This is a genomic window from Rhodococcus sp. P4_B6, from assembly GCF_056402215.1.
Genome location: NZ_JBFUHV010000080.1, coordinates 16,630 through 38,018 on the forward strand (window position 1 = coordinate 16,630; position 21,389 = coordinate 38,018).

At 67.8% G+C, this 21,389-nt stretch carries 3 protein-coding genes and 1 pseudogene; 3 read left to right on the plus strand and 1 reads right to left on the minus strand.

Features of this window, described 5'->3' with window-relative positions; all coding sequences use genetic code 11:
* Position 1 precedes the first annotated feature (1 nt).
* Both AC1DWT_RS29945 and AC1DWT_RS29950 read left to right on the plus strand, forming a co-directional pair.
* On the plus strand, positions 2 to 18,829 hold the full coding sequence (locus AC1DWT_RS29945) for a non-ribosomal peptide synthetase (protein WP_477923398.1): 18,828 nt from the start codon (positions 2 to 4) through the stop codon (positions 18,827 to 18,829).
* 121 nt (positions 18,830 to 18,950) lie between these two features.
* Entirely contained in the window at positions 18,951 to 20,633 is a 1,683-nt protein-coding gene (locus AC1DWT_RS29950) for a tyrosine-protein kinase domain-containing protein (RefSeq protein WP_477923400.1), read from the plus strand.
* On the opposite strand, the gene AC1DWT_RS29955 is transcribed toward AC1DWT_RS29950, so the two are convergent.
* Complete coding sequence (locus AC1DWT_RS29955) at positions 20,598 to 21,116, minus strand: arsenate reductase/protein-tyrosine-phosphatase family protein (RefSeq protein ID WP_477923402.1); 519 nt, start codon at positions 21,114 to 21,116, stop codon at positions 20,598 to 20,600. The two genes, AC1DWT_RS29950 and AC1DWT_RS29955, sit on opposite strands and share 36 nt — an antisense overlap.
* Positions 21,117 to 21,221: 105 nt before the next feature.
* Here AC1DWT_RS29955 and AC1DWT_RS29960 point away from each other — a divergent pair.
* Positions 21,222 to 21,389, plus strand: a pseudogene (locus AC1DWT_RS29960) (UDP-glucose 6-dehydrogenase); the annotation flags it as partial.

Below are 21,389 nucleotides of genomic sequence, written 5' to 3' on the forward strand. Positions count from 1 at the left end.
AATGGCAGCGGTGAGCGCCTTCCCTCTTTCGCGTGCCCAACGAGGCCACTGGTTCGCGCAGCAAATGAACCCCGACGTGCCCCTTAATGTGGCACAGTTCGTCGAACTGCGGGGCCACATAAACTTCGACCTCTTGACGGCCGCCACCGACCGTGGGTGTCGTGAGCTGCAGTCGCCCTGCATGTATTTGGTCGACGCCGGAGACGTACCCGCTCAGGTTGTGGATCTCGAGATCCAAGACGCTCTCACTTACCGTGATTTTCGTCACTGCAGTGACCCGGTGGCGGAAGCCCGACGGTGGATGGACGTGGAGTACACGAGTCCGCGCGACTTGATGGCCGACCGTCTCATCTCGGCGACGCTTCTGCAGATAGCCGACGACCATTACTTCTGGTTCTCTCGTGCGCACCACCTGCTCATCGACGGGTACGGCGCCGTTGTTCTCACAACCCGCGTGGCCGAGCTGTACACCCACCTGATCAACGGCACCAAGCCACCGGCTTCCCGCGCGCTCGATCTGCGTGAGCTGTACGACGAGACGGCCTACCGGGCGAGCAACAGATTTCTCGCGGATCGCGAGCATTGGGCGCAGCGTGTTGAGAACCTTCCTGCACCGGCCCGGCTGAGCGGTCGTGAACAGAGCGCCGTCATGCCGTCGCGGATCGTTGGAGGCCGCCTGGACGAGGGGCTGTACGTTCAGATCACCGAACGGGCCCGTGCCGGCAGCTCGTCCGAGGTGCCGGTGCTGGTCGCCGCCTTCGCCGCGTATCTGGCGAGGATGACGGGTATCTCGGATGTCGTTCTGAGTCTGCCCGTTTCTGCGCGTACCACGGCAGTCGCGCGACGTTCGGCCGGGATGGTGTCGAACATCGTGCCACTGCGCGCGCAGGTGGAACCGGATAGCAGTTGTCTCAACCTTGTGCGCTTGGTCCAACGCGAACTGACCGGCGCGTTGCGGCACCAGAGATACCGCCATGAGGACATGCGCGATGAGATGCCCGCTGATACCGCGCGCAGCAGCTTCGGCCCTGGCGTGAACCTGATGATGTACCACTCTGAGATCACCCTCGGCGATGTCATCGGGGAATTCCATCCCCTCGCCTCCGGAATCATTGATGACATCGCCCTCAACGTGTACTCGTCGGGTGACGGTAGTGGTGCTCGGGTGAACTTCGAGGCGAATCCCAAGTTGTACAGCGCAGAGGGTCTGAGCGCCCACTACTCCCGATTCCTGGGTTTTCTCGACAACTTCGTCGGATCGGGATGGGACAATCCGATCGGCGATCTCTCGATCCTCAATCGAGATGAGCAAGGGGAACTCGCCCCGTGCGTCGGACCTTCGGCACCGGAGCCCGTGACGTTGCCGTCCCTGCTGCGCACCTCCGATCCGTCGGCGCCGGCACTGAGATGCGCCGGAATCGAGATCACCTATGGTGAGCTGGACGTCCGGTCGAACCGGTTGGCGCACCGGCTGATCGGCCATGGAATCGGTCCTGAGACAGTGGTGGCTGTGCTGCTGCCGCGGTCGATCGATTCGGTGGTCGCGCTGTGGGCGGTGGCCCGCGCTGGTGCCACCTACATGCCCGTCGACCCCGGGTATCCAGCCGATCGTATTGCGCACCTTATCGCCGACTCGGGTGCACTGGCGGCCATCGCTCACGATGCAGATTCGGTGCCCGAAGACGTCTCGTGGGTCGACATCGCTGACCTGCCGGGCACTTCGACCCCCATCGCGGACGTTGATCGCGTGCAACCGTTGTCGATCGACCACCCCGCCTACTTGCTGTACACCTCTGGTTCGACGGGCGCACCAAAGGGCGTTGTGGCCACTCACAGAGGCCTTGCAGGCTTGACCGAAGCCCGTCACGACGTCTATCGCGTTGACGCCTCCGCTCGCGTGGCGCACTTCGCGTCGCCGTCCTTCGACATCTCTATCGAAGAACTCCTCCTCGCATTCACTGTCGGTGCATCCGTGGTGATCGTGCCACCCGAGGTGTTCGCCGGTGACGAGCTGGCCGAACTGCTCCGGCGCGAACGTGTAACACACGCGATCCTCACTCCGGCAGTCGTGGCTTCGATGGGTCCGGCGAGACTGCCCGATCTCGTTGTCCTGGATGTGGGCGGGGAGGCGCTTCCGCCTGAACTGATCCATCGCTGGGCCGCCGGCCGAACGATGGTGAATGGTTACGGCCCCACGGAAGCCACTGTGACGACGCTGGTGACCGGGGCCCTTGGCGTCGGATCGAGCGTGACCATTGGTCGTCCGATCCGTGGGGCGTCTGCTGTGGTGCTCGATGGTCGGTTGCGGCCGGTGCCCGTGGGTGTGGTGGGGGAGTTGTATTTGGCGGGTCCGGCTTTGGCGCGGGGGTATGTGGGTGCCCCTGGGTTGACGGCTGAGCGTTTCGTGGCGAACGTGTGTGGTTCGGGGCGGATGTATCGCACTGGTGATTTGGTGCGGTGGGGTGTATCGCGTGAGCTGGAGTTTGTGGGTCGTGTCGATGATCAGGTGAAGGTTCGTGGGTTCCGGGTGGAGCTCGGGGAGATCGACGCGGTGTTGGGGTCGTTCGGCGGGGTCGATGCTGCGGTGACGGTGGTGCGTGGGGATGTGCTGGTGTCGTATGTGGTGGGGGCGGGTCTGGATGGGGGGTTGCTGCGGGAGTTCGTAAGTGGGCGGTTGCCGCGGTACATGGTGCCTGCTTCGGTGACGGTGTTGGGTGAGTTGCCGTTGACTCGTAGTGGCAAGGTCGATCGTGGGGCTTTGCCGGAGCCGGTGTTGCCGTCGGTGCGTGTGCCGCGTGGTCCGCTCGAGGAGTTGGTGGCGGGGGTGGTGGCCGAGGTGTTGGGTGTGGGGGAGGTGGATGCGGAGGCCGACTTCTTCGCACTCGGCGGTACGTCACTGACCGCTGCTCGGCTGGCATCGCGGCTGGCACATGCGCTCAATCGGAATGTTGGTGTGCGCGATGTGTTGGAGGGACCCACCGTCGCCCAGTTAGCGACCCGGATGAGTACGGCGCAGCCGCGCGCAGTCTCGGCGCCGTGCTTGATTGCCGGTAACCCATGGGAGGCGCACAGTCCTACTCCGCTCGCGCCCGCGCAGGAACGACTGTGGCTGCTAGATCGAATGAACCCACGGTCCCCGGACTACCTTCTTCCCTTCGCGATCGATCTGGACGGTGACGTAGATCTCGCGGCTCTTACCAAGGCGATCTACGACGTGCTAGATCGGCACGAACCCCTGCGCACAATCTTCCCCGCCGTCGACGGCGTCCCGGTTCAGACCGCCACTGTGGTTGACTTGGATCTGGTGCCTGCTGATGATGATGTAGATGCAGCCCTCGCCGAGTTGACCAGGGTCGGCTTCGACCTCACTCGCGAAGCGCCGCTCCGTGTCCGCATCCTTCGGCGCCCCGCCGGCGGGTTCACGGTTGCTGCCGCCGTGCACCACATCGTGATGGACGGGCTCTCCTTCGGGCCTCTTTCTCGGGACTTGACGACGGCCTATGTCTCGCGCGCCATGGGACGGGCACCGTCGTGGGACGAGCTCCCGATCCGATACGCCGATTACGCACGTTGGCATCGAAAGATTGTGGATGACAACGCCACCGAGGACCTTGGCTTCTGGACGGCCCAGTTGGACGGGCTGCCTGAGCTGCTTCCGCTGCCCACCGATCATCCCAGAACATCCGCGGAGCGAACCGCGGGCCGGGTGACGTTCACGGTGGACGCCGATCTCAGCGCGGCGGTGAAGGAAGTGGCGAGGAAATGCGCTGCCACGCCGTTCATGGTGTTGCACAGTGCGCTTGCGGCGATGCTGTCGGTGGTGGCCGGTGTCGATGACATCGCCGTGGGAACCCCGACGTCAGGACGGATCGCTCTCGATCTCGATGATCTTGTCGGCATGTTCGTCGGCACAGTGGTACTGCGCACCCAAATCGATCCGAAGATGAGTTTCGCCGAGTTGGTTGCGGCGGCGCGATCAACCGACCTCGCCGCGATGGCGCACGGTGACCAACCCTTCGAGCGCGTCGTCGAGGCTGTCGACCCTCGCCGGTCGGCGGACTATCATCCATTGTTCCAGGTAATGTTCGCCTACCAGGGATTCCCCGAGCCCGATCTGTTGTCCGGTCATCTGTCCGTCACTCCTCGTGCGGTGCAGTCGACGGTGAGCCGGTACGACCTCGAGGTCGAACTGTCGGACTCGCGAACGGACGGCGCTATGAACGGCGTCCTCACCTATCCCACGGAACTGTTCGACCACGACACCGTCCGGCGGTGGGCGGATTTGCTGGTGCGCTTGCTGCATGCCGCGGTGACAGACCCCTCGCTCCCGGTCGGCGACCTGCCGTTGGTGAGCGGCGCAGAGATGGACGAAATCGCCCCCATGTCGGGCATGCCTAGTGCATCGCCCGTCATGCTGCCGGAGCTGCTGCAGTGCGCGGATCCGACCGCCGTAGCAGTCCGGTGCGTCGACGAAGAACTGACCTACGGGCAGCTCGATTCGCGGGCAAACCGTTTGGCGCGCAGATTGATCGGTCTAGGAATGGGACCAGACGATCGGGTGGCCGTGATGCTGCCACGGTCGCTTGAATCCGTCGTAGCATTCTGGGCGGTTGCTCGCAGCGGGGCGGCCGTCGTTCCGATAGACATCGGCCACCCGGCCTCACGCATCGCCGAAATCCTCGCACGCGCACACGTGAAGGCAGTGATCGCTCACAGCGCCGAAATGGCACCGGCCGAAGTCGCCTGGATCGACACAGGTGATACAAACTGTGATTCCGCTCCTGTCTGCGACTCGGATCGAGTGCGCCCACTCATGCTGGACCACGCGGCGTATGTCGTGTACACGTCTGGTTCGACCGGTAAACCCAAAGGTGTGGTGGTCAGCCATCGAGGGCTGGGGAACCACGCGGCCGAAGTACGTGCAATGTATGGACTCGACGCAAGATCGAGGGTATTGCACTCCGCTGCGATGAGTTTCGATGGTGCGATCCATGAAATTCTCGTGGCGGCGATCGGCGGCGCAACTCTGGTTGTCGCCCCTGTAGATGTGTTCGGAGGCGATCGGCTGAAAGACCTGCTGCGGCGCGAACGCGTCACGCATTGGACCACAACACCGTCCGTGCCGTCGTTGATGGACCCGTCCGGGTTGGACGAGTTGGTCTTCCTGGCCGTTGTCGGAGAGCCGTGCCCACCGGAGGTGCCGGCGCGATGGTCCGCCGGGCGAACAGTGGTGGACCTCTACGGCCCGACCGAACACACCATATGGGCCAGCTGTAGTGCGGTTCTACGCGCCGGTGATCCGATCACCATTGGTCGTCCGATCCGTGGGGCGTCTGCTGTGGTGCTCGATGGTCGGTTGCGGCCGGTGCCCGTGGGTGTGGTGGGGGAGTTGTATCTCGCGGGTCCTGCTCTGGCGCGCGGGTACGCCGGTGCGCCTGGGTTGACGGCGGAGCGTTTCGTGGCGAATGTGTGTGGTTCGGGGCGGATGTATCGCACTGGTGATTTGGTGCGGTGGAGTGCTTCTCATGAGCTCGAGTTCGTGGGTCGTGTCGATGATCAGGTGAAGGTGCGTGGGTTCCGGGTCGAGCTCGGGGAGATCGACGCGGTGCTGGGGTCGTTCGGCGGGGTCGATGCTGCGGTGACGGTGGTTCGTGGGGATGTGCTGGCGTCGTATGTGGTGGGGGCGCGATTGGAGGGGGAGGTGCTGCGGGAGTTCGTGAGCGGGCGTTTGCCGCGGTATATGGTGCCTGCTTCGGTGACGGTGTTGGGTGAGTTGCCGTTGACTCGGAGTGGCAAGGTGGATCGTGGCGCGTTGCCGGAGCCGGTGTTGCCGTCGGTTCGTTCGCCGCGGGGTTCGCTCGAGGAGTTGGTCGCCGGGGTGGTGGCCGAGGTGTTGGGTGTGGGGGAGGTGGATGCGGAGACCGACTTCTTCGCACTCGGCGGCAGCTCGCTGTCGGCAACGCGGGTGGTGTCCGCATTGTCCGCCGCCACCGGCGTGCGGCTTGGCGTGCGGGAGCTGTTCGAGCATCCGACCGTGGCCGGTCTGGCCTCGGTGATCGCCGAAGGCGGCGAGCAGCGCCCTCCGCTCGAACATCGTCCGGCCCAAGGACCTGTGCCACTTGCGCCCGCGCAGCAGCCGCTGTGGGTGCTCAACCGGGTCCAGCCTGAATCCTCGGCGTACGCAGAGCCGTTTGTCGTGGATTTCGTGGGTGACTTCGACGCGAACGCAGCGCGACTTGCTCTGAGCGATGTTCTCGACCGCCATCCCTTGTTGCGCACTGTCTTTCCCGAAACCGAGCACGGCCCAGTTCAAGACGTCGCAGCTACTTCGGTCGACCTGGTCTCGTTGAACCCGAACGAACTGCCCGACTTTATTGTGCGCAGCTTCGACCCGACCGCAGAACCGCCCATCCGGGTGGGCCTGTGCGCGCACGAACCGGGTCGACACACGCTCGCTGTGGTCGTGCACCACATCGCGGTGGACGGGCTCTCGATCGCCCCGCTCGTGCGAGACGTGACCTCAGCCTATGAAGCGCGGTCGAACGGCCGGACCCCTGACTGGGCCCCGCTACCGGTCGACTACGCCGACTACAGCCGATGGCAGCGAGAGTTGCTGGGCGACGCTGCGGATCGCGACAGTCTGGCAGGCCGACAACTCGAGTACTGGACGACCACACTGGCAGACGCACCCACGCTGCTGTCGCTGCCGACCGACCGGCCCCGGCTTGTCGGTGACACGTCGAGCGCCGGGCAGGTGCGGTTCACGGTATCTGCCGAGTTGCACCAGAAGCTGGAAAGACTGGCGCGCGACAAGAACTCGACGACATTCATGCTGTTGCACGCAGCGCTGCTCGTCCTGCTATACAAACTCACCGGCACCGACGACATGGTTGTGGGGACTCCGACGTCGGGACGCACCGACCCCGCCCTGGACGACGTCGTCGGGATGTTCGTGAACACCGTGCCGTTGCGTAACCGAGTGGACCCGCGTGACACCTTTACTGAACTGCTCGCATCGGTGCAGTCCACGGATCTGGCGGCGTTTGCGAACTCGGACGTTCCGTTCGACATGATTGTGGACGCCGTGGCGCCCGCCAGGTCTGGTGACCACCATCCCCTGTTCCAGGTGATGCTCGCTTTCGAAAACTTCGCTGAACCGTTCCCCGAGCTTCCGGGGATCGATATTCAGCCGCGAGAAACCAGTTTGGGCGTCAGCCGGTTCGACTTGGAAGTATCGGTACACGAACGACGTTCCGGTGATGGTGACGCCGATGGTCTGGTGGGGTCGATGGCCTTCCCCGAGGCGCTGTTCGACCAGGACACGGTCACGCAGTGGCGAGCACGACTTCTGCGCGTGTTGACGGCACTGACGGATGACCCCGAGACCGCGGTCGGTGCCATCGACGTGCTGAGCGTGGAGGAGCGGGCGTTCACGCTGTCGGGTGACGACGGCGTCGAACTCGAAACCGATTCGCTAGCTGAGCTTTTCGCCGCGCAGGTATCTGTCCGCCCGGACGCCGTCGCCGTGACGATCGGCAACGACAACCTGACATATGCCGAGTTGGATCGCCGTTCGGACGAACTTGCCGGCAGGCTCTACGGTATCGGCGTAGGGGTCGAAGATGTCGTGGCGGTCGCGGTGTCACGGTCCATCGACGCAGTGATCGGCATCGTGGCCGTAGCGAAGGCAGGCGGCATCTACATGCCCGTCGACGTCGACTACCCGGCCGAGCGCATGGGCTACCTGCTGAGCGACGGGTCGCCTGCGGCGCTGCTCACCGACGAAGCCGACGCCGAGCGTCTTCCCTCAGTCGAATGCCCCACCGTGATGGTGACCCCGCCGGTGAGCGCTGATTTCTCAGGGAAAGTCGGCAGGCGTGCACGGGGGCACGGCGCCTACTTGATCTACACATCGGGGTCGACCGGGCAGCCCAAGGGCGTGCTCGTCTCGCACGCGAATGTGCTGTCGCTGCTGGCCAACACTCGCGTGGAGTTCGGGTTCGGCCCACGAGATGTGTGGACCCTGTTCCACTCGTTCTCCTTCGACTTCTCGGTGTGGGAGATGTGGGGAGCGCTCACCACCGGCGGCCGGTTGGTCTTGGTCGATCACTTCGTGGCTCGCTCGCCCGACGAATTCAACTCGCTGCTCGAGCGCGAAGGTGTCACAGTTCTCAATCAGACTCCCTCCGCATTCGGTCAACTCGTCGACCGAGAGTTGCCGAAGAGTCTCCGACTGCTGATCTTCGGCGGCGAACCGCTCGACGCCTCCACCGTGGCGCCCCTGCTCGAGCGACGCCCGGACATCCGAACCGTCAACATGTTCGGCATCACGGAGACGACCGTTCACGTCACCCGCCACGATCTGACGAGCGCAGAAACCCGGCCCTCCGTCGGCCTGCCACTGCCGGGACTCAGAACATACGTATTGGACGCATCGCTGCAGCCGGTGCCGCCGGGGACCGTCGGTGAGTTGTACGTGGCGGGCGCTCAGGTGTCCCGGGGGTACCACCGTCGTCCGGCGCTGACAGCCACCCGCTTCGTCGCCGCGGCGGACGGTGAACGCATGTACCGCACGGGCGACCGGGCCCGCCAGAGTAATGACGGAACCATCGACTACATCGGTCGCGCCGATTCGCAGTTGGAGATCCGTGGCTACCGCATCGAGCCTGGAGAGATCGAGGCGGCACTGCTGCGACACCCGTCTGTCGACGCGGCCGCGGTGGTGCTGCGGGACACCGCGCTCGGCAAACAGTTGGTGGCGTATTCGGTCACGGTGTCCGATGCCGCCACGCTGAAGCGGCATCTCAGGGCAATTCTTCCGGAACACTTGATCCCCGCCGCTGTCATTCCCGTCCAGGAAATCCCGCTGACTGTCAACGGCAAGGTCGACCGCGACGCGCTGCCAGATCCGGGTGTCGTGACCGCGGAGGGGCAGGGCACCCACACACCCATCGAGGACGTGGTGGCGGATGTGTTCGCCGAGGTGCTCGGCGGTGCCGAGGTGGGGACGCGGCACAACTTCTTCGACCTCGGCGGCAATTCGCTGCTCGCCACCAGGGTGTCCGCACGCGTCAGCGCCGTCTTCGACATCGACGTGACGGTGAAGGACGTCTTCGAAGCCCCGACGGTCGCCGAGTTGGCCGCCCGGATCGAGGAGCGGTCCGGTGCCGGGCGTCGACGTGTCCCGCTGCGGCCGGCGTCGCACGACGGCCGCGTTCCGCTGTCGCCGGCGCAACAGCGCATGTGGTTCGTCAACCAATTCGACACCGGTGCTTCGGGATACAACCTCCCGCTCGTCGTCCGCCTCGACGGCGAACTGGATGTGCATGCCCTGGCGTCCGCCGCACACGACCTGCTCGAGCGGCACCGCACTCTGCGCACCGTGTACCCGTCCGATGCCGACGGCGTGCACCAGGTCGTCCTCGACGCCGAGGACGTCCCGCTGGATCTGACGCCGATCGCGCTGCCCGACGACGCCGTCGATGCGCACCTGCGCGCGTTCGTCGACAGCGGATTCGACGTGTCCGTCGACGCACCGATCCGGTCGCGGCTGTATCGCGTCGGACCCGACGCGCACGTGTTCGCCCTCGTGGTGCATCACATCGCCGCCGATGCGTGGTCGCTCACCCCACTGATTCGCGACACGATGACGGCGTACCAGGCCCGCCTCGGGGGTGGTAGCCCCGAGTGGCTCCCGCTGCCCGTGCAGTACAGCGACTACAGCGTGTGGCAACGGGCGGTTCTCGACGACCAGTCCGCCGACACCCTGCAGCGGTACTGGCTCGACACCCTCGCCTACCTGCCCGAGCAGGTCACCCTGCCCACCGACCATCCGCGCCCGGCGGCGGCGTCCGGTCACGCCGGCACGGTGGGCGTCGAACTGGGCGAACAACTGCACGACGCGGTGCACACGCTGGCGCGCGGCGGCCGGGCCACCACGTTCATGGTGCTGCACGCCGCACTGGCCGCCGTCCTCTCGCGGTACAGCGGCAGCCGTGACGTGCCCATCGGGACCGCCGTCGCCGGTCGCACCGATCCGCAACTCGACGACATGGTGGGAATGTTCGCCGGCACGCTGGTGCTGCGCACCGCGGTGGACCCGTCGGCCAAGTTCGCGGAACTGCTCGCTCACGTCCACGAACGGGACATCGCCGCCTACACGCACGCCGACATGCCGTTCGAGACTCTCGTCGAGCTGCTGAACCCGGCGCGGTCGACGTCCCACCACCCGCTGTTCCAGGTCACGTTGTCGATGCAACGCAGCCGGCTGGGTCAGGTGGCGCTCCCAGGGCTGACGGTGACACCCGTCGGCGACGTCGTCGACCGGGCCAATTTCGACCTGCAACTGACCGTCACCGAGTCCGGTCCCGGCGGGCGCCTGCACCTCGACTTCGGTTATGACGCAGACCTGTACGAGCACTCGACGATCGAGCAGTTCGCGTCGCGGCTGGTGCGGTTCCTCGAGGCCGTCAGTGCCGACCCGCTGCTGCCGGTGGGCGACATCGACCTCTTCGATGCCGCGGAACGCGCCGCCCTGGTGCCCGCGGTCGGTCCCGCAGCCCCCGCGTCGTCGACCTTGCGTGAGATTCTGACCCGCGGCGCCGCCCTTGCGCCGGACGCTGTCGCCGTGACGGAGGGGGGCGTCGAACTCACCTACCGCGAACTGGACACGAGATCCGACACTCTCGCCCGCGAACTCGGAGAGAGCGGGGTGGGCCGCGGAAGCCTGGTTCCGTGGGCCGAGCCGAGGTCGGTGGACGCGGTGGTGCGGCTGTGGGCCATCGCGAAGACCGGTGCGGCCCCCGTGCTGTTCGACCCCGCACGCACCCCGTTCACCCCACGTGAGTGGGAAAGTGTGCCGGAGCACGCTTTGCCGCTCACGTCCGAGGTGGCGTACGTCGTCTACACCTCGGGAACGACGGGCACACCCAAGGGCGCCGTCGTGACCCACGGCGGTCTGGCCGCCCTCGACGCCGACCTGCGCGAGCGGTATGCGGCGGGCCCCGGCTCCCGGATGCTGCACCGCGGTGCGCCCGGATTCGACATGACGATGCTCGAGGTCCTGGTAGCCGGGGCGTCGGGGGCCACGCTGGTGATCGCGTCGGACGCCGAATACGCCGGCCCGCCGCTCGCCGACCTGATGGAACGCGACCGCATCACGCACGCCTGCATGACCCCGACGATCCTCGCCACCCTCGGCGAACGGGACCTTCCGAGCCTGCAAGTACTGATGGTCGGTGGTGAGCGGCTCGGCAGCGAGTTGGTGCACCGCTGGGCCGCCGGACGTCGCCTGTACAACGCGTACGGGCCCGCCGAAACCACCATGTACGCGTTCAGCACCGGGCCACTCGGTGTGGGGGAGCCCGTCTCGATCGGGGCCCCCGTGCACGGTGTGTCCGCGCTGGTGCTCGACGACCGCCTCCGCCCGGTACCCCCCGGCGTGTCCGGGGAGCTGTATCTGACAGGCGGCGCGCTCGCCCGCGGATACGCGGACCAGCCGGGGCTGACGGCGGAGCGGTTCGTCGCGGCCGAAGGCGGCACACGCCTGTACCGCACCGGCGACCTGGTGCGCTGGCGGAAGACCGCCGCCGCCCACGAACTCGAGTACCTCGGGCGCAACGACTCCCAGATCAAGATGCGGGGAGTGCGCATCGAACCGGCCGAAATCGACACCGTCATCGCGCGGCTCGCCGACATCGACTTCGCGGCCACCGTCGTGCGCACCACCGGCGCGGGCACCGAGATGCTCGTGTCCTACGTGCTGCCGAACGGCCACCTCGACACCCACGATCTGCGACGCCGCCTCGCCGAATCGCTGCCGGCCTACCTGGTTCCGACCGCGGTGGTGGTGCTCGACGCCGCGCCGCCCACCGTGAACGGCAAACTCGACCTGCGGTCGCTGCCGATGCCGGAACTGGCGGTCGCCGAGAACGAACCCCCGCACACCGACACCGAGCGCGCCGTGGCCCGCGTGTTCGCCGACGTCCTCGGACACGAGAACGTGGGCCGCGGGACGCACTTCTTCGACGCGGGCGGCAACTCCCTCCTCGCCACCCAGTTGACGGCACGGCTCACCGACTCCATGGGACATCTGGTGCCGCTGCGGACCCTGTTCGCGCACCCCACCGTCGCCGAACTGGCCGAAGCCCTCGACGACGCGGTCCCCGAGACCGACCTGCGTCCCGCACTCGTCGCACGGCCCCGACCGGACCGCATCCCGTTGTCCCGCAGCCAGTACCGCATGTGGGTGCTGAACCGCACCGATCCCGGGTCGCCGACGTACAACCTGCCCGCCACCGTGCGGTTGGAGGGCGCACTCGACGTCGCCGCGCTGACCGCGGCGTTCGAGGACGTGATCCGGCGGCACGAGACGTTGCGGACCCGGTACCCCGTCGACGGCCATCCCTATCAGGACATCCTCGACCCGGCGCCGCTCGACCTGACGCCGGTCGACGTGCGCGATCCCGACGAGTTCATGGAGCAGTTCGCCGCCCGCGGATTCGACCTCACCGAGGACCGGCCCATCCGCGTCGCCCTGTTGCGTCTGCACCCGCGGTACCACGTGCTGGCCGTGAACATCCACCACATCGCCGCCGACGGATGGTCGCTGACCCCGCTCGTCGCCGACGTGCTCAGTGCCTACGCCGCGCACTCCGCCGGGATCGCCCCGCAGGAGAACCCGCTGCCGCTGCAGTACGCCGACTACGCCGTGTGGGAGCGGGACCTGCTGGACGGCGAATACGGGCAGCGCCGCGTCGAGCACTGGCGCCGGGCGCTGGACGGCGTCGACAGCACGGCGCCACTGACACCGGACCGGTCGGCGCCTGGTTCGACCCGCGCCGGCGTCGTCGAATTCGACGTGTCGGCGGACGTGCGGCAGGGCGTACACCAGTTGGCGGCGCAGCACCACGCGACACCGTTCATGGTCCTGCACGCGGCGCTGTCCGTGGTGCTGTCCAGGCTCGGCGCCCGGACCGACATCGTCGTCGCCACGGCCGTCGCGGGCCGCGGGGAACGCGCACTCGACTCCCTCGTGGGCATGTTCGTGAACACCCTCGCGCTGCGGGCGCAGGTACTGCCGGACATGCCGTTCACAGGACTCCTCGCACAGGTCMGGGACTTCGACGTCGACGCGTTCGAGCACGCGGATGTGCCGTTCGAGGTGGTGGCCGGACTGCTCGGCGGGCGGACCCCGCAGGTGGCGCTGGCCCTGCAGAACCTGCAGATCCCCACCGTCGAGGCGGCGGGCATGACGGTGACGGCGCAGGAATTCGACACCGGAACAGCGAAATTCGACCTCCACCTGACCCTCACCGAGACTTCCGACGGTGACGTCCCTACGGGGATGCGCGGCGCCGCCGTGTACTCGGCCGACCAATTCGACCACGCGACCGTCGACGCCGTGACGACCGCCCTCGGGCGGGTACTCCAGGCGATCTGTGCCGACCCCGACGTGACCGTGGGCGACGTCGCGCTGACCGCAGCGGGGCCCCTCGTCGGTGCGCAGCCCGCCGGTGAACGGACCCTGGCCGAGATCCTGACGGCCACCGCCGCCGCGTACCCCGACAACGCCGCACTCACCGACGGCGACGTCACGCTGACCTACCGCGAACTGGACGAGCGTTCCGACGCGCGGGCGCGCAAGCTCACCGCGCTGGGTGCCGGACCGGGCGAGGTGGTTCCGATCGACCTGCCGCGGTCGTCGGACTTCGTGATCGAACTCTGGGCGATCGCCAAGACCGGCGCGGCGTTCAGCCCCGTGAGCGGTTTCGGTTGCCAGGGCTACCAGAAGTGCGCACGGGACGTGGCGTACGTGATCCACACGTCCGGGTCCACGGGTGCGCCCAAGGCCGTGGCCGTCACCCACCGCGGACTGGGGCCGCTCACCACCGAGGTGGTGCGCCGGTACCGGGTGGGCCCCGACGACCGTGTGCTGCACGGCTACAACCCCGCCTTCGACGCGGCGCTGCTGGAGATGCTGCTCGCGTTCGGCTCGGGCGCCTGCCTGGTGGTGGCCCCCGCCGACGTCTTCGCCGGCGCCGAACTGCATCGGCTGCTGGTCGAGCAGCGGGTCACGCACTACCTCTCCACGCCGTCCGTCCTCGCGACGCTCGATCCGCACGGGCTCGAGTCGGTGCGGGTCGTGGGGGTCGGAGGCGAGGCCCTGAGCCCCGAACTGGCCGGAACATGGAGTGCCGGAAGGCTTCTGCTCAACGCCTACGGTCCGACCGAGTCGACGGTGGTCGCGACGCTGACCGAATTCGAGCCCGGATCCGCGACCGGCACGGTGACGATCGGCGCACCGATCTCCGGGACCACGGCGGTCGTGCTCGACACGCGGCTGCGCGCGGTCCCCGTCGGCGGTGTCGGTGAGCTCTACCTCGCCGGACCCGGGCTCGCCCAGGGCTACCTCGGCGCACCCGACCGGACGGCGGAACGGTTCGTCGCGGCGTCGGACGGCGCCCGCATGTACCGCACCGGCGACCTGGTGCACCGACGGGCGGACGGCCACCTCACCTTCATCGGCCGGGCCGACCGCCAGGTCAAGGTGCGCGGCATGCGCATCGAACCGGCGCAAGTCGAGGCGGCCCTGCTGGAGCTGGACGGTGTCGAGCAGGCAGCCGTGTCGGTGCAGCGACACGACCTCGTCGCCTTCGTCGCCGGCACGGACCTCGACTCCGCGACTCTGCGACAGAAGCTGACGGGCCGACTGCCCTCGTATCTGGTGCCGCCACGCATCGTCACGATGGACACGCTGCCTCTCACCGCCAACGGCAAGCTCGACGTCGCCGCGTTGGAGGCCCGGGGCGACGACGTCGTCGCGGCACCCCCACGCACCGCGGTCGAGGAGATGGTGGCCGGCGTGTTCGCGGACGTGCTCGGCTCCGCCCGGATAGGCGCCGGGCACAACTTCTTCGACGCGGGCGGCGATTCCCTGTCTGCGACGGCGGTGACGGCCCGACTGTCCGCGACGTTCGGCGTCGATGTGCCCGTGCGGGTGCTGTTCGAGAACCCGACCCCCGCCTCGCTCGCCCGGTGGTTGGGCGCCCCCGCGTCGGGCGCGATGCGACCGGTGCTCGGTCCCCGCCCGCGCGAGGCGCGAGTTCCGCTGTCGCCCGCGCAGCAACGCCTCTGGCTGCTCAGCCGGGTCAACCCCGACACCGCCCTGCACAACATGGTGTTCGTCACCCGGGTCGGCAGTGACGTCGACGTCGACGCCCTCCGGCCGGCGATGCGGGACGTGCTGGAGCGGCATTCCGTGCTGCGCACCGTCTTCCCCGTCGACGCCGAAGGTCCGTATCAGCTGGTGATGCCCGTCGAGTCCGTGACCGAGGGTGTAACCGTGGAAGCGGACTTCGCCGTCGCCACGTGGAGCGCCCGGCCGTTCGACCTCACCACCGAGACCCCGGCGCGGATGAAGCTGTGGCGCACCGAGGGCGGCGGATTCATGCTCGGCGTCGTGATCCATCACATTGCGCTGGACGGCGGTTCGATGGGACCGCTGCTCACCGACCTCGACACCGCCTACCGGTGCCGCGCGGACGGGTCGGCCCCGCAGTGGGCGCCGCTGGTCGTGGATTACGGCGACTACGCGATCTGGATGCGCGAACTGCTCGGGACCGCCGCCGATCCCGGCAGCGCGGCTCGCGCCCAGCTCGAGCATTGGGCGCAGGTGCTCTCCGGAGTGTCGGGGCCGCTCCCGCTGCCGACCGATCGCCCCCGGCCGGAACTCCCCAGCCACGTCGGGGGCAGTGTCGAATGGACGCTCGACGACGACCTGCGGGAGCGGGTGGTCGCACTGTCACGCAGCCGCGGAACGACCGTGTTCATGGTGCTCCACGCCGCCCTCGCGGTGCTACTGGCCCGCGTGAGCGGACAGTCCGACGTCGTGGTGGGGACGGCGGTCGGCGGCCGTCCCGATCCCGTGCTCGACTCCGTGGTCGGCATGTTCGTCGGCACCGTGGCACTGCGCACCGCGGTCTCGCCGGCGCAACCGTTCCAGGATTTCCTCGCGGACGTCCGCGCCGTCGACCTCGACGCGCTCGCGCACGCCGACGTCCCGTTCGACGACGTCGTGACACACCTCGCCCCACCCCGATCCGCGGCACACAACCCGCTGTTCCAGGTGATGCTGACGTACCAGCGGGCCGTCGACTTCCCTGAACTTTTCGTCGGCACCGACGAATACCACCCCGAGACGCAGGCAACCGAATTCGACCTCGTGTGGGACGTGACCGACGCGGTCGAAAACATGACGGTGCGACTCGACTACGCCACCGACCTGTTCGACCGGCAGACGGCGCTCACGCTCCTGAGCCGGTTCGCCGTCGTGCTCGAGGCCGCCCTGACCACCCCGTCGGCGGCCGTCGGCGACCTCGACATCCTCGACGACACCGAACGCGCACAACTCGTGCAGGGCCCCCGGCCGGTGGCCACGCCGCGGACGCTCGGCGACATCCTTGCCACCCGTGCTGGCGCCACCCCGTCCGCCGTCGCGGTGGTCGACGGTGACACCCGGTGGAGTTACCGCGAACTCGACGAAGAATCGGACCGCTGGGCCCGCGCACTCGCCTCCCGCGGCGTCGGCCCGGAGGACGTCGTCGCCGTGGCGACACCCCGCGGCCGGCACTGGCTCCTGGCGGTGTGGTCGGTGACCAAGGCCGGTGCGGCGTGGATGTCACTGGATCCCACCCATCCCGCGCAGCGGCTCGACTGGATGCTGACGGACTCGCGCGCGGTGCTCGGATTGACCGTCGGCGAGGTCGGGGATCTGCCGCGATCCGTCGACTGGTTGTGCCTGGACGAGCAGCCCTCCGGTGACGCGGATCCGACCGCACCCGATGTCGACAACGCGGCTTATGTGATCTACACGTCGGGTTCCACGGGCCGGCCGAAGGGCGTCGTCGTCACGCACCGCGGACTGACGACCCTCCTCTCCACCCCCGCCTACACGTCGGACGCGGAGGGCGGCGACGACGGCCGAGTGCTGCAGTCGACCTCCCCGACCTTCGACGTCGCGGTGTTCGAAATGCTCTGGGCGGTGTCGCTGGGCAGAGCCCTCGTGGCTGCACCCGCCTTCAGCTACGCCGGCGACGAATTGGCTCAGTTCCTGGTGGCACAGAACATCACCCACTTCACCCTCACACCGACCGTGCTGGCCTCCCTCGACCCGCACAGCCTCGCACCGTCGACGGTCGTCGTCGGGGGAGAGGCACTGCCCGCGGACCTCGCCGACCGGTGGTCGCGGCGGCACCGGCTGTTCAACGCCTACGGTCCGACCGAGTTCACCGTCGACGCGTCCGTCGCGGGCCCCCTCGAACCCGGACTGCCGATCACCATCGGAAGCGCCCTGGACGGCGACGCCGCCTTCGTCCTCGACCCGCGTCTGCATCCCGTGCCCGACGGCGTGACGGGCGAACTGTATCTGGCGGGCAGCGGCATCGCCCGGGGCTACCTGGGCCGAAGTGATCTCACCGCAGGACAATTCGTGGCACATCCCTACGGGAAGCCGGGGGAGCGGCTGTACCGCACCGGCGACGTGGTGCGGCGTGATCCGGGCGGCCGACTCGAGTACCTGGGCCGCAGCGATTCGCAGGTGAAGATCCGCGGAATCCGCGTCGAACCCGCCGAGGTCGATGCCGTGCTCGCCGGGCACCCCGAAATCGAAGTTGCCGTGACGATCCCGGTGCCGACACCGACGGACACCGTGCTGGCGTCGTACGTCGTGGGCGCCGCGGGACTGACGCCGCGATCCGTGTTCGACTTCGCGCGCGGCAGGCTGCCGCGGCACCTGGTCCCCGCGTCGGTGACCGTCGTCGACACGATGCCGCTGCTGCCGTCCGGCAAACTCGACCGCGCCGCACTGCCGGCACCGACGATCGAGATCGTCGAATCCGCGCTGCCGGCAGGCGAACTCGAAGAGACGATCACCGCCGTGTTCGCGGACGTCCTGGGCATCGCAGACGTCCCCGCCGACGAAGCCTTCTTCGCTCTCGGCGGCACATCGATGGGGGCGGCGTCGGTGGCGACGGAACTGCGCCGCCGGCTGGACCGCGACGTCCCCATCGAATGGGTCTTCACCGACCCCACGGCGCAGCGCCTCGCCGCCCGGATCGAAGACGGCGCACGGCCCGAGAGCTTCTTCGGCACCGTGGTGGAACTCCGCCCCGCCGATGCGGGAGCGCCGCTGTTCTGCGTGCACCCGCTCAGCGGATTGGCCTGGTGCTTCGGCGGTCTCGCCGATCACGTCGGCGACCGCCCGCTGTACGGCATCCAGGCGACCGGAATGCCGGACCTGCCCGAGACGCTGTCCGAGYTGGCCGCGCGGTACGTCGACGCGATCCGGTCCGTCCAGCCGGCGGGCCCCTACCACCTGCTGGGGTGGTCGCTCGGCGGAACCATCGCCCACGAGATGGCCGTCCAGCTCCGCGACGCCGGCCACGAGGTGGCCGCGCCGGCACTCCTCGACACGCTTCTGCCGCAACATCAGCCACCCGAACCGGAAACCCTGAGCGAGGACGAACTGATCGCGCAGTTCGGCGCGTACGTGAGCGCCGACCGGCTGCGCGAGATCCGGGCCGTGATCGAGCGGCTCGAGCTGATCGCGTCGGCCCACAGCCCCCGGCGGTTCGACGGCGACCTCGACCTTTTCGTCGCCGCCCGCGACCTGGACCGGCACCCCGACGTCGTCGACGCCTGGCGCGAGTACGCCGACGGCGTCGTCACCGCACACCACATCGACACCACCCACTCCGAGATGGCAGACCCGGGCCCGCTCGCCGAGATCGGCCGACTGCTTCGGAGATCGGGGGACCACGGCGGACCGTGACGGCACGTGACGCCGACAGTGGACCTCATCACTACGATGTAGCGATTCAGTCGGGTCAGAACGATGTGAATGACAGCTCGATCGCGCCGCTGAGCGCGACGCAATTGGAAGAGACTCGATAATGGAAATTCAGGACTACCTGCGAATTCTGCAGTCACGTTGGAAAATCATCGCGATCACGACCGTGGTCGCGATTCTCGGTGCGCTCGGAGCGTCGTTGCTGACCACTCCGATCTACGAGGCGTCGACCCGGTTGTTCGTCTCGACGTCCGCCGGATCGTCGGTGAACGAGGTCTACCAGGGCAACCTGTTCTCGCAGCAGCGGGTGACGTCCTACACCAAACTGCTCACCGGCGAGACCCTCGCGCAGCGGACGATCGACAAGCTCGATCTGGGCGGCACGGCGGCGGCGCTCGCCTCACAGGTGAAGGCCAGCTCCGCACCGGACACCGTGCTCATCGACGTCAAGGTGCAGGATCCGTCGCCGGAACGCGCCCGCGACATCGCCAATGCCCTGTCCGACGAGTTCGTCGTCATGGCCCGGGAACTCGAGACCCCGGAGAAGGGTGGCGCTCCCGCCGCCCGCGTCGTCGTCGAACAGCAGGCGCAGACCCCGTCGACTCCCGTCTCGCCCAAGACGCTGCGCAACCTCGCGCTGGGCGCGGCGGTCGGGCTGCTGCTCGGTATCGCCTTCGCCGTCCTGCGTGATCGCCTCGACAACACGGTCAAGGATCGGCGCACCGTCGAGGAACTGGCCGGTTCGGCGCTGATCGGCACCATCCCGTTCGACAAGGAGCGGCAGACGCAGCAGGCCATCAACTTCGCCGAGGGCAATTCCTCGAGCGCGGAGGCCTACCGCGAACTCCGCACCAACCTGCAGTTCCTCGAGGTCGACAACCCGCCGCGTGTCATCGTGGTCACCAGTTCGCTGCCCACCGAGGGCAAGACCACCACCGCGATCAACATCGCGCTCGTGCTGGCGGAGGGCGGCCAGAACGTGTGCCTCGTCGAGGGCGACCTCCGGAAGCCGCGGGTATCGAAGTACCTCGGTGTCGTCGGCTCCGTCGGACTCAGCAGCGTTCTGGCAGGCAAGGCCGACCTCGACGCCGTGCTCCAGCCGACGCAGTACTCGGGTCTCACAGTCCTGGCGTCCGGACCGATCCCGCCGAACCCGAGTGAGCTGCTCGGAACGGAGACGGCCCGCCAGGTGCTGGCCGATCTCCGCGGACGATTCGACTACGTGATCGTCGACGCGTCGCCGCTGCTGCCGGTCACCGACGCGACCGTGCTCACCGCGATGTCGGACGGCGCCCTGGTCATCGCCCGGCACGCCGAAACCAAGCGGGACCAGCTGTCGCGGGCGGTGGGCAACCTGCACAGCGTCGGGGCGACCATCCTCGGGACGATCATCACGATGACGCCGAGCCGCGGTCGGGGGGGCTACGAGTACAAGTACTACTACGAGACCGACAAGTCGCTGCCGCAGATGCAGCAGGCCGCCCCCGCGCAGCCCGCCGTGCAGCAGCAGGCGCCCCAGCAGCAGGCCCAGTACATCCGCGAGGAGTACCCGCAGCAGCCGTACGGGGGAGATCCACAGGAAGCTCCCGTCTACCAGGGTGCCCCCGCCTACCAGGGTGCCTACCACGGCGACCAGGGTCAGCAGTGGTACGGAGGTCCCGACCACTACGGCAACGAGCAGCAGTCGGGCGCACCGGTGCCCCCCACACCGAGGCGCACCCGCCGCTACCGTGACGACCAGGAACCCTGGTCAGAGACGGATGCTCCGCGAGATCACACCCAGTAGATCGGCGATCTCGGACCCGATGGTCAGGAACGTGTCCTCGTCCTTCCCCATCGGGTCCGGCACGTCCTCGGGAGTGTCGTTGGCCTTGTGTCTGGGACGCGCCGCAGCCAGGTCGGCCACCGACTTCGCGTCCGCTGCCTCGGCGAGGCGGGCGGCCTCCTTCAGGGTGAACGTCTTCTTCAACTGCTCGGGAGCCAGCGCCAGCACCTTCTCGCGCTGACGTTCGGTCATCGTCAGCACCAGGTCGGCGTCCACCGCGAGATCGGCGGTGAGCATCCGCGCGGTGAACTCGGCCGGGTTACCGCCGAGTCCCTCGAGGACTTGCGCGGCCGTCGGTTCCATCGGGCGTCCGACGGCAGCGCGTGTACCTGCACTTTCGGCGGTCAGGTCGGTGATCCCGAGCTCCTCGGCGTATGCCACTGCGAGGCGCTCGGCCGTTGGGGAGCGACAGACGTTTCCGGTGCAGACGAAGAGAACATGCATGGGCGAAGCATAGGGTCTCGCCCCGCACCGTCCGTACACGCACTGTTGGCTTCGAACATCTGCCGGGTAAATATCGCGCTCACCTGCACTGGTTATCAAGGGTGCATGCGCTGCACCGTGTTTGGAACCGGATACCTGGGAGCCACCCACGCCGCCTGTATGGCGGAGCTGGGTCACGACGTCCTGGGCGTCGACATCGACCCCGGAAAAGTGGCGAAACTCTCCTCCGGAGAGGTGCCGTTCTACGAGCCGGGGCTCGCGGACGTCCTGCGC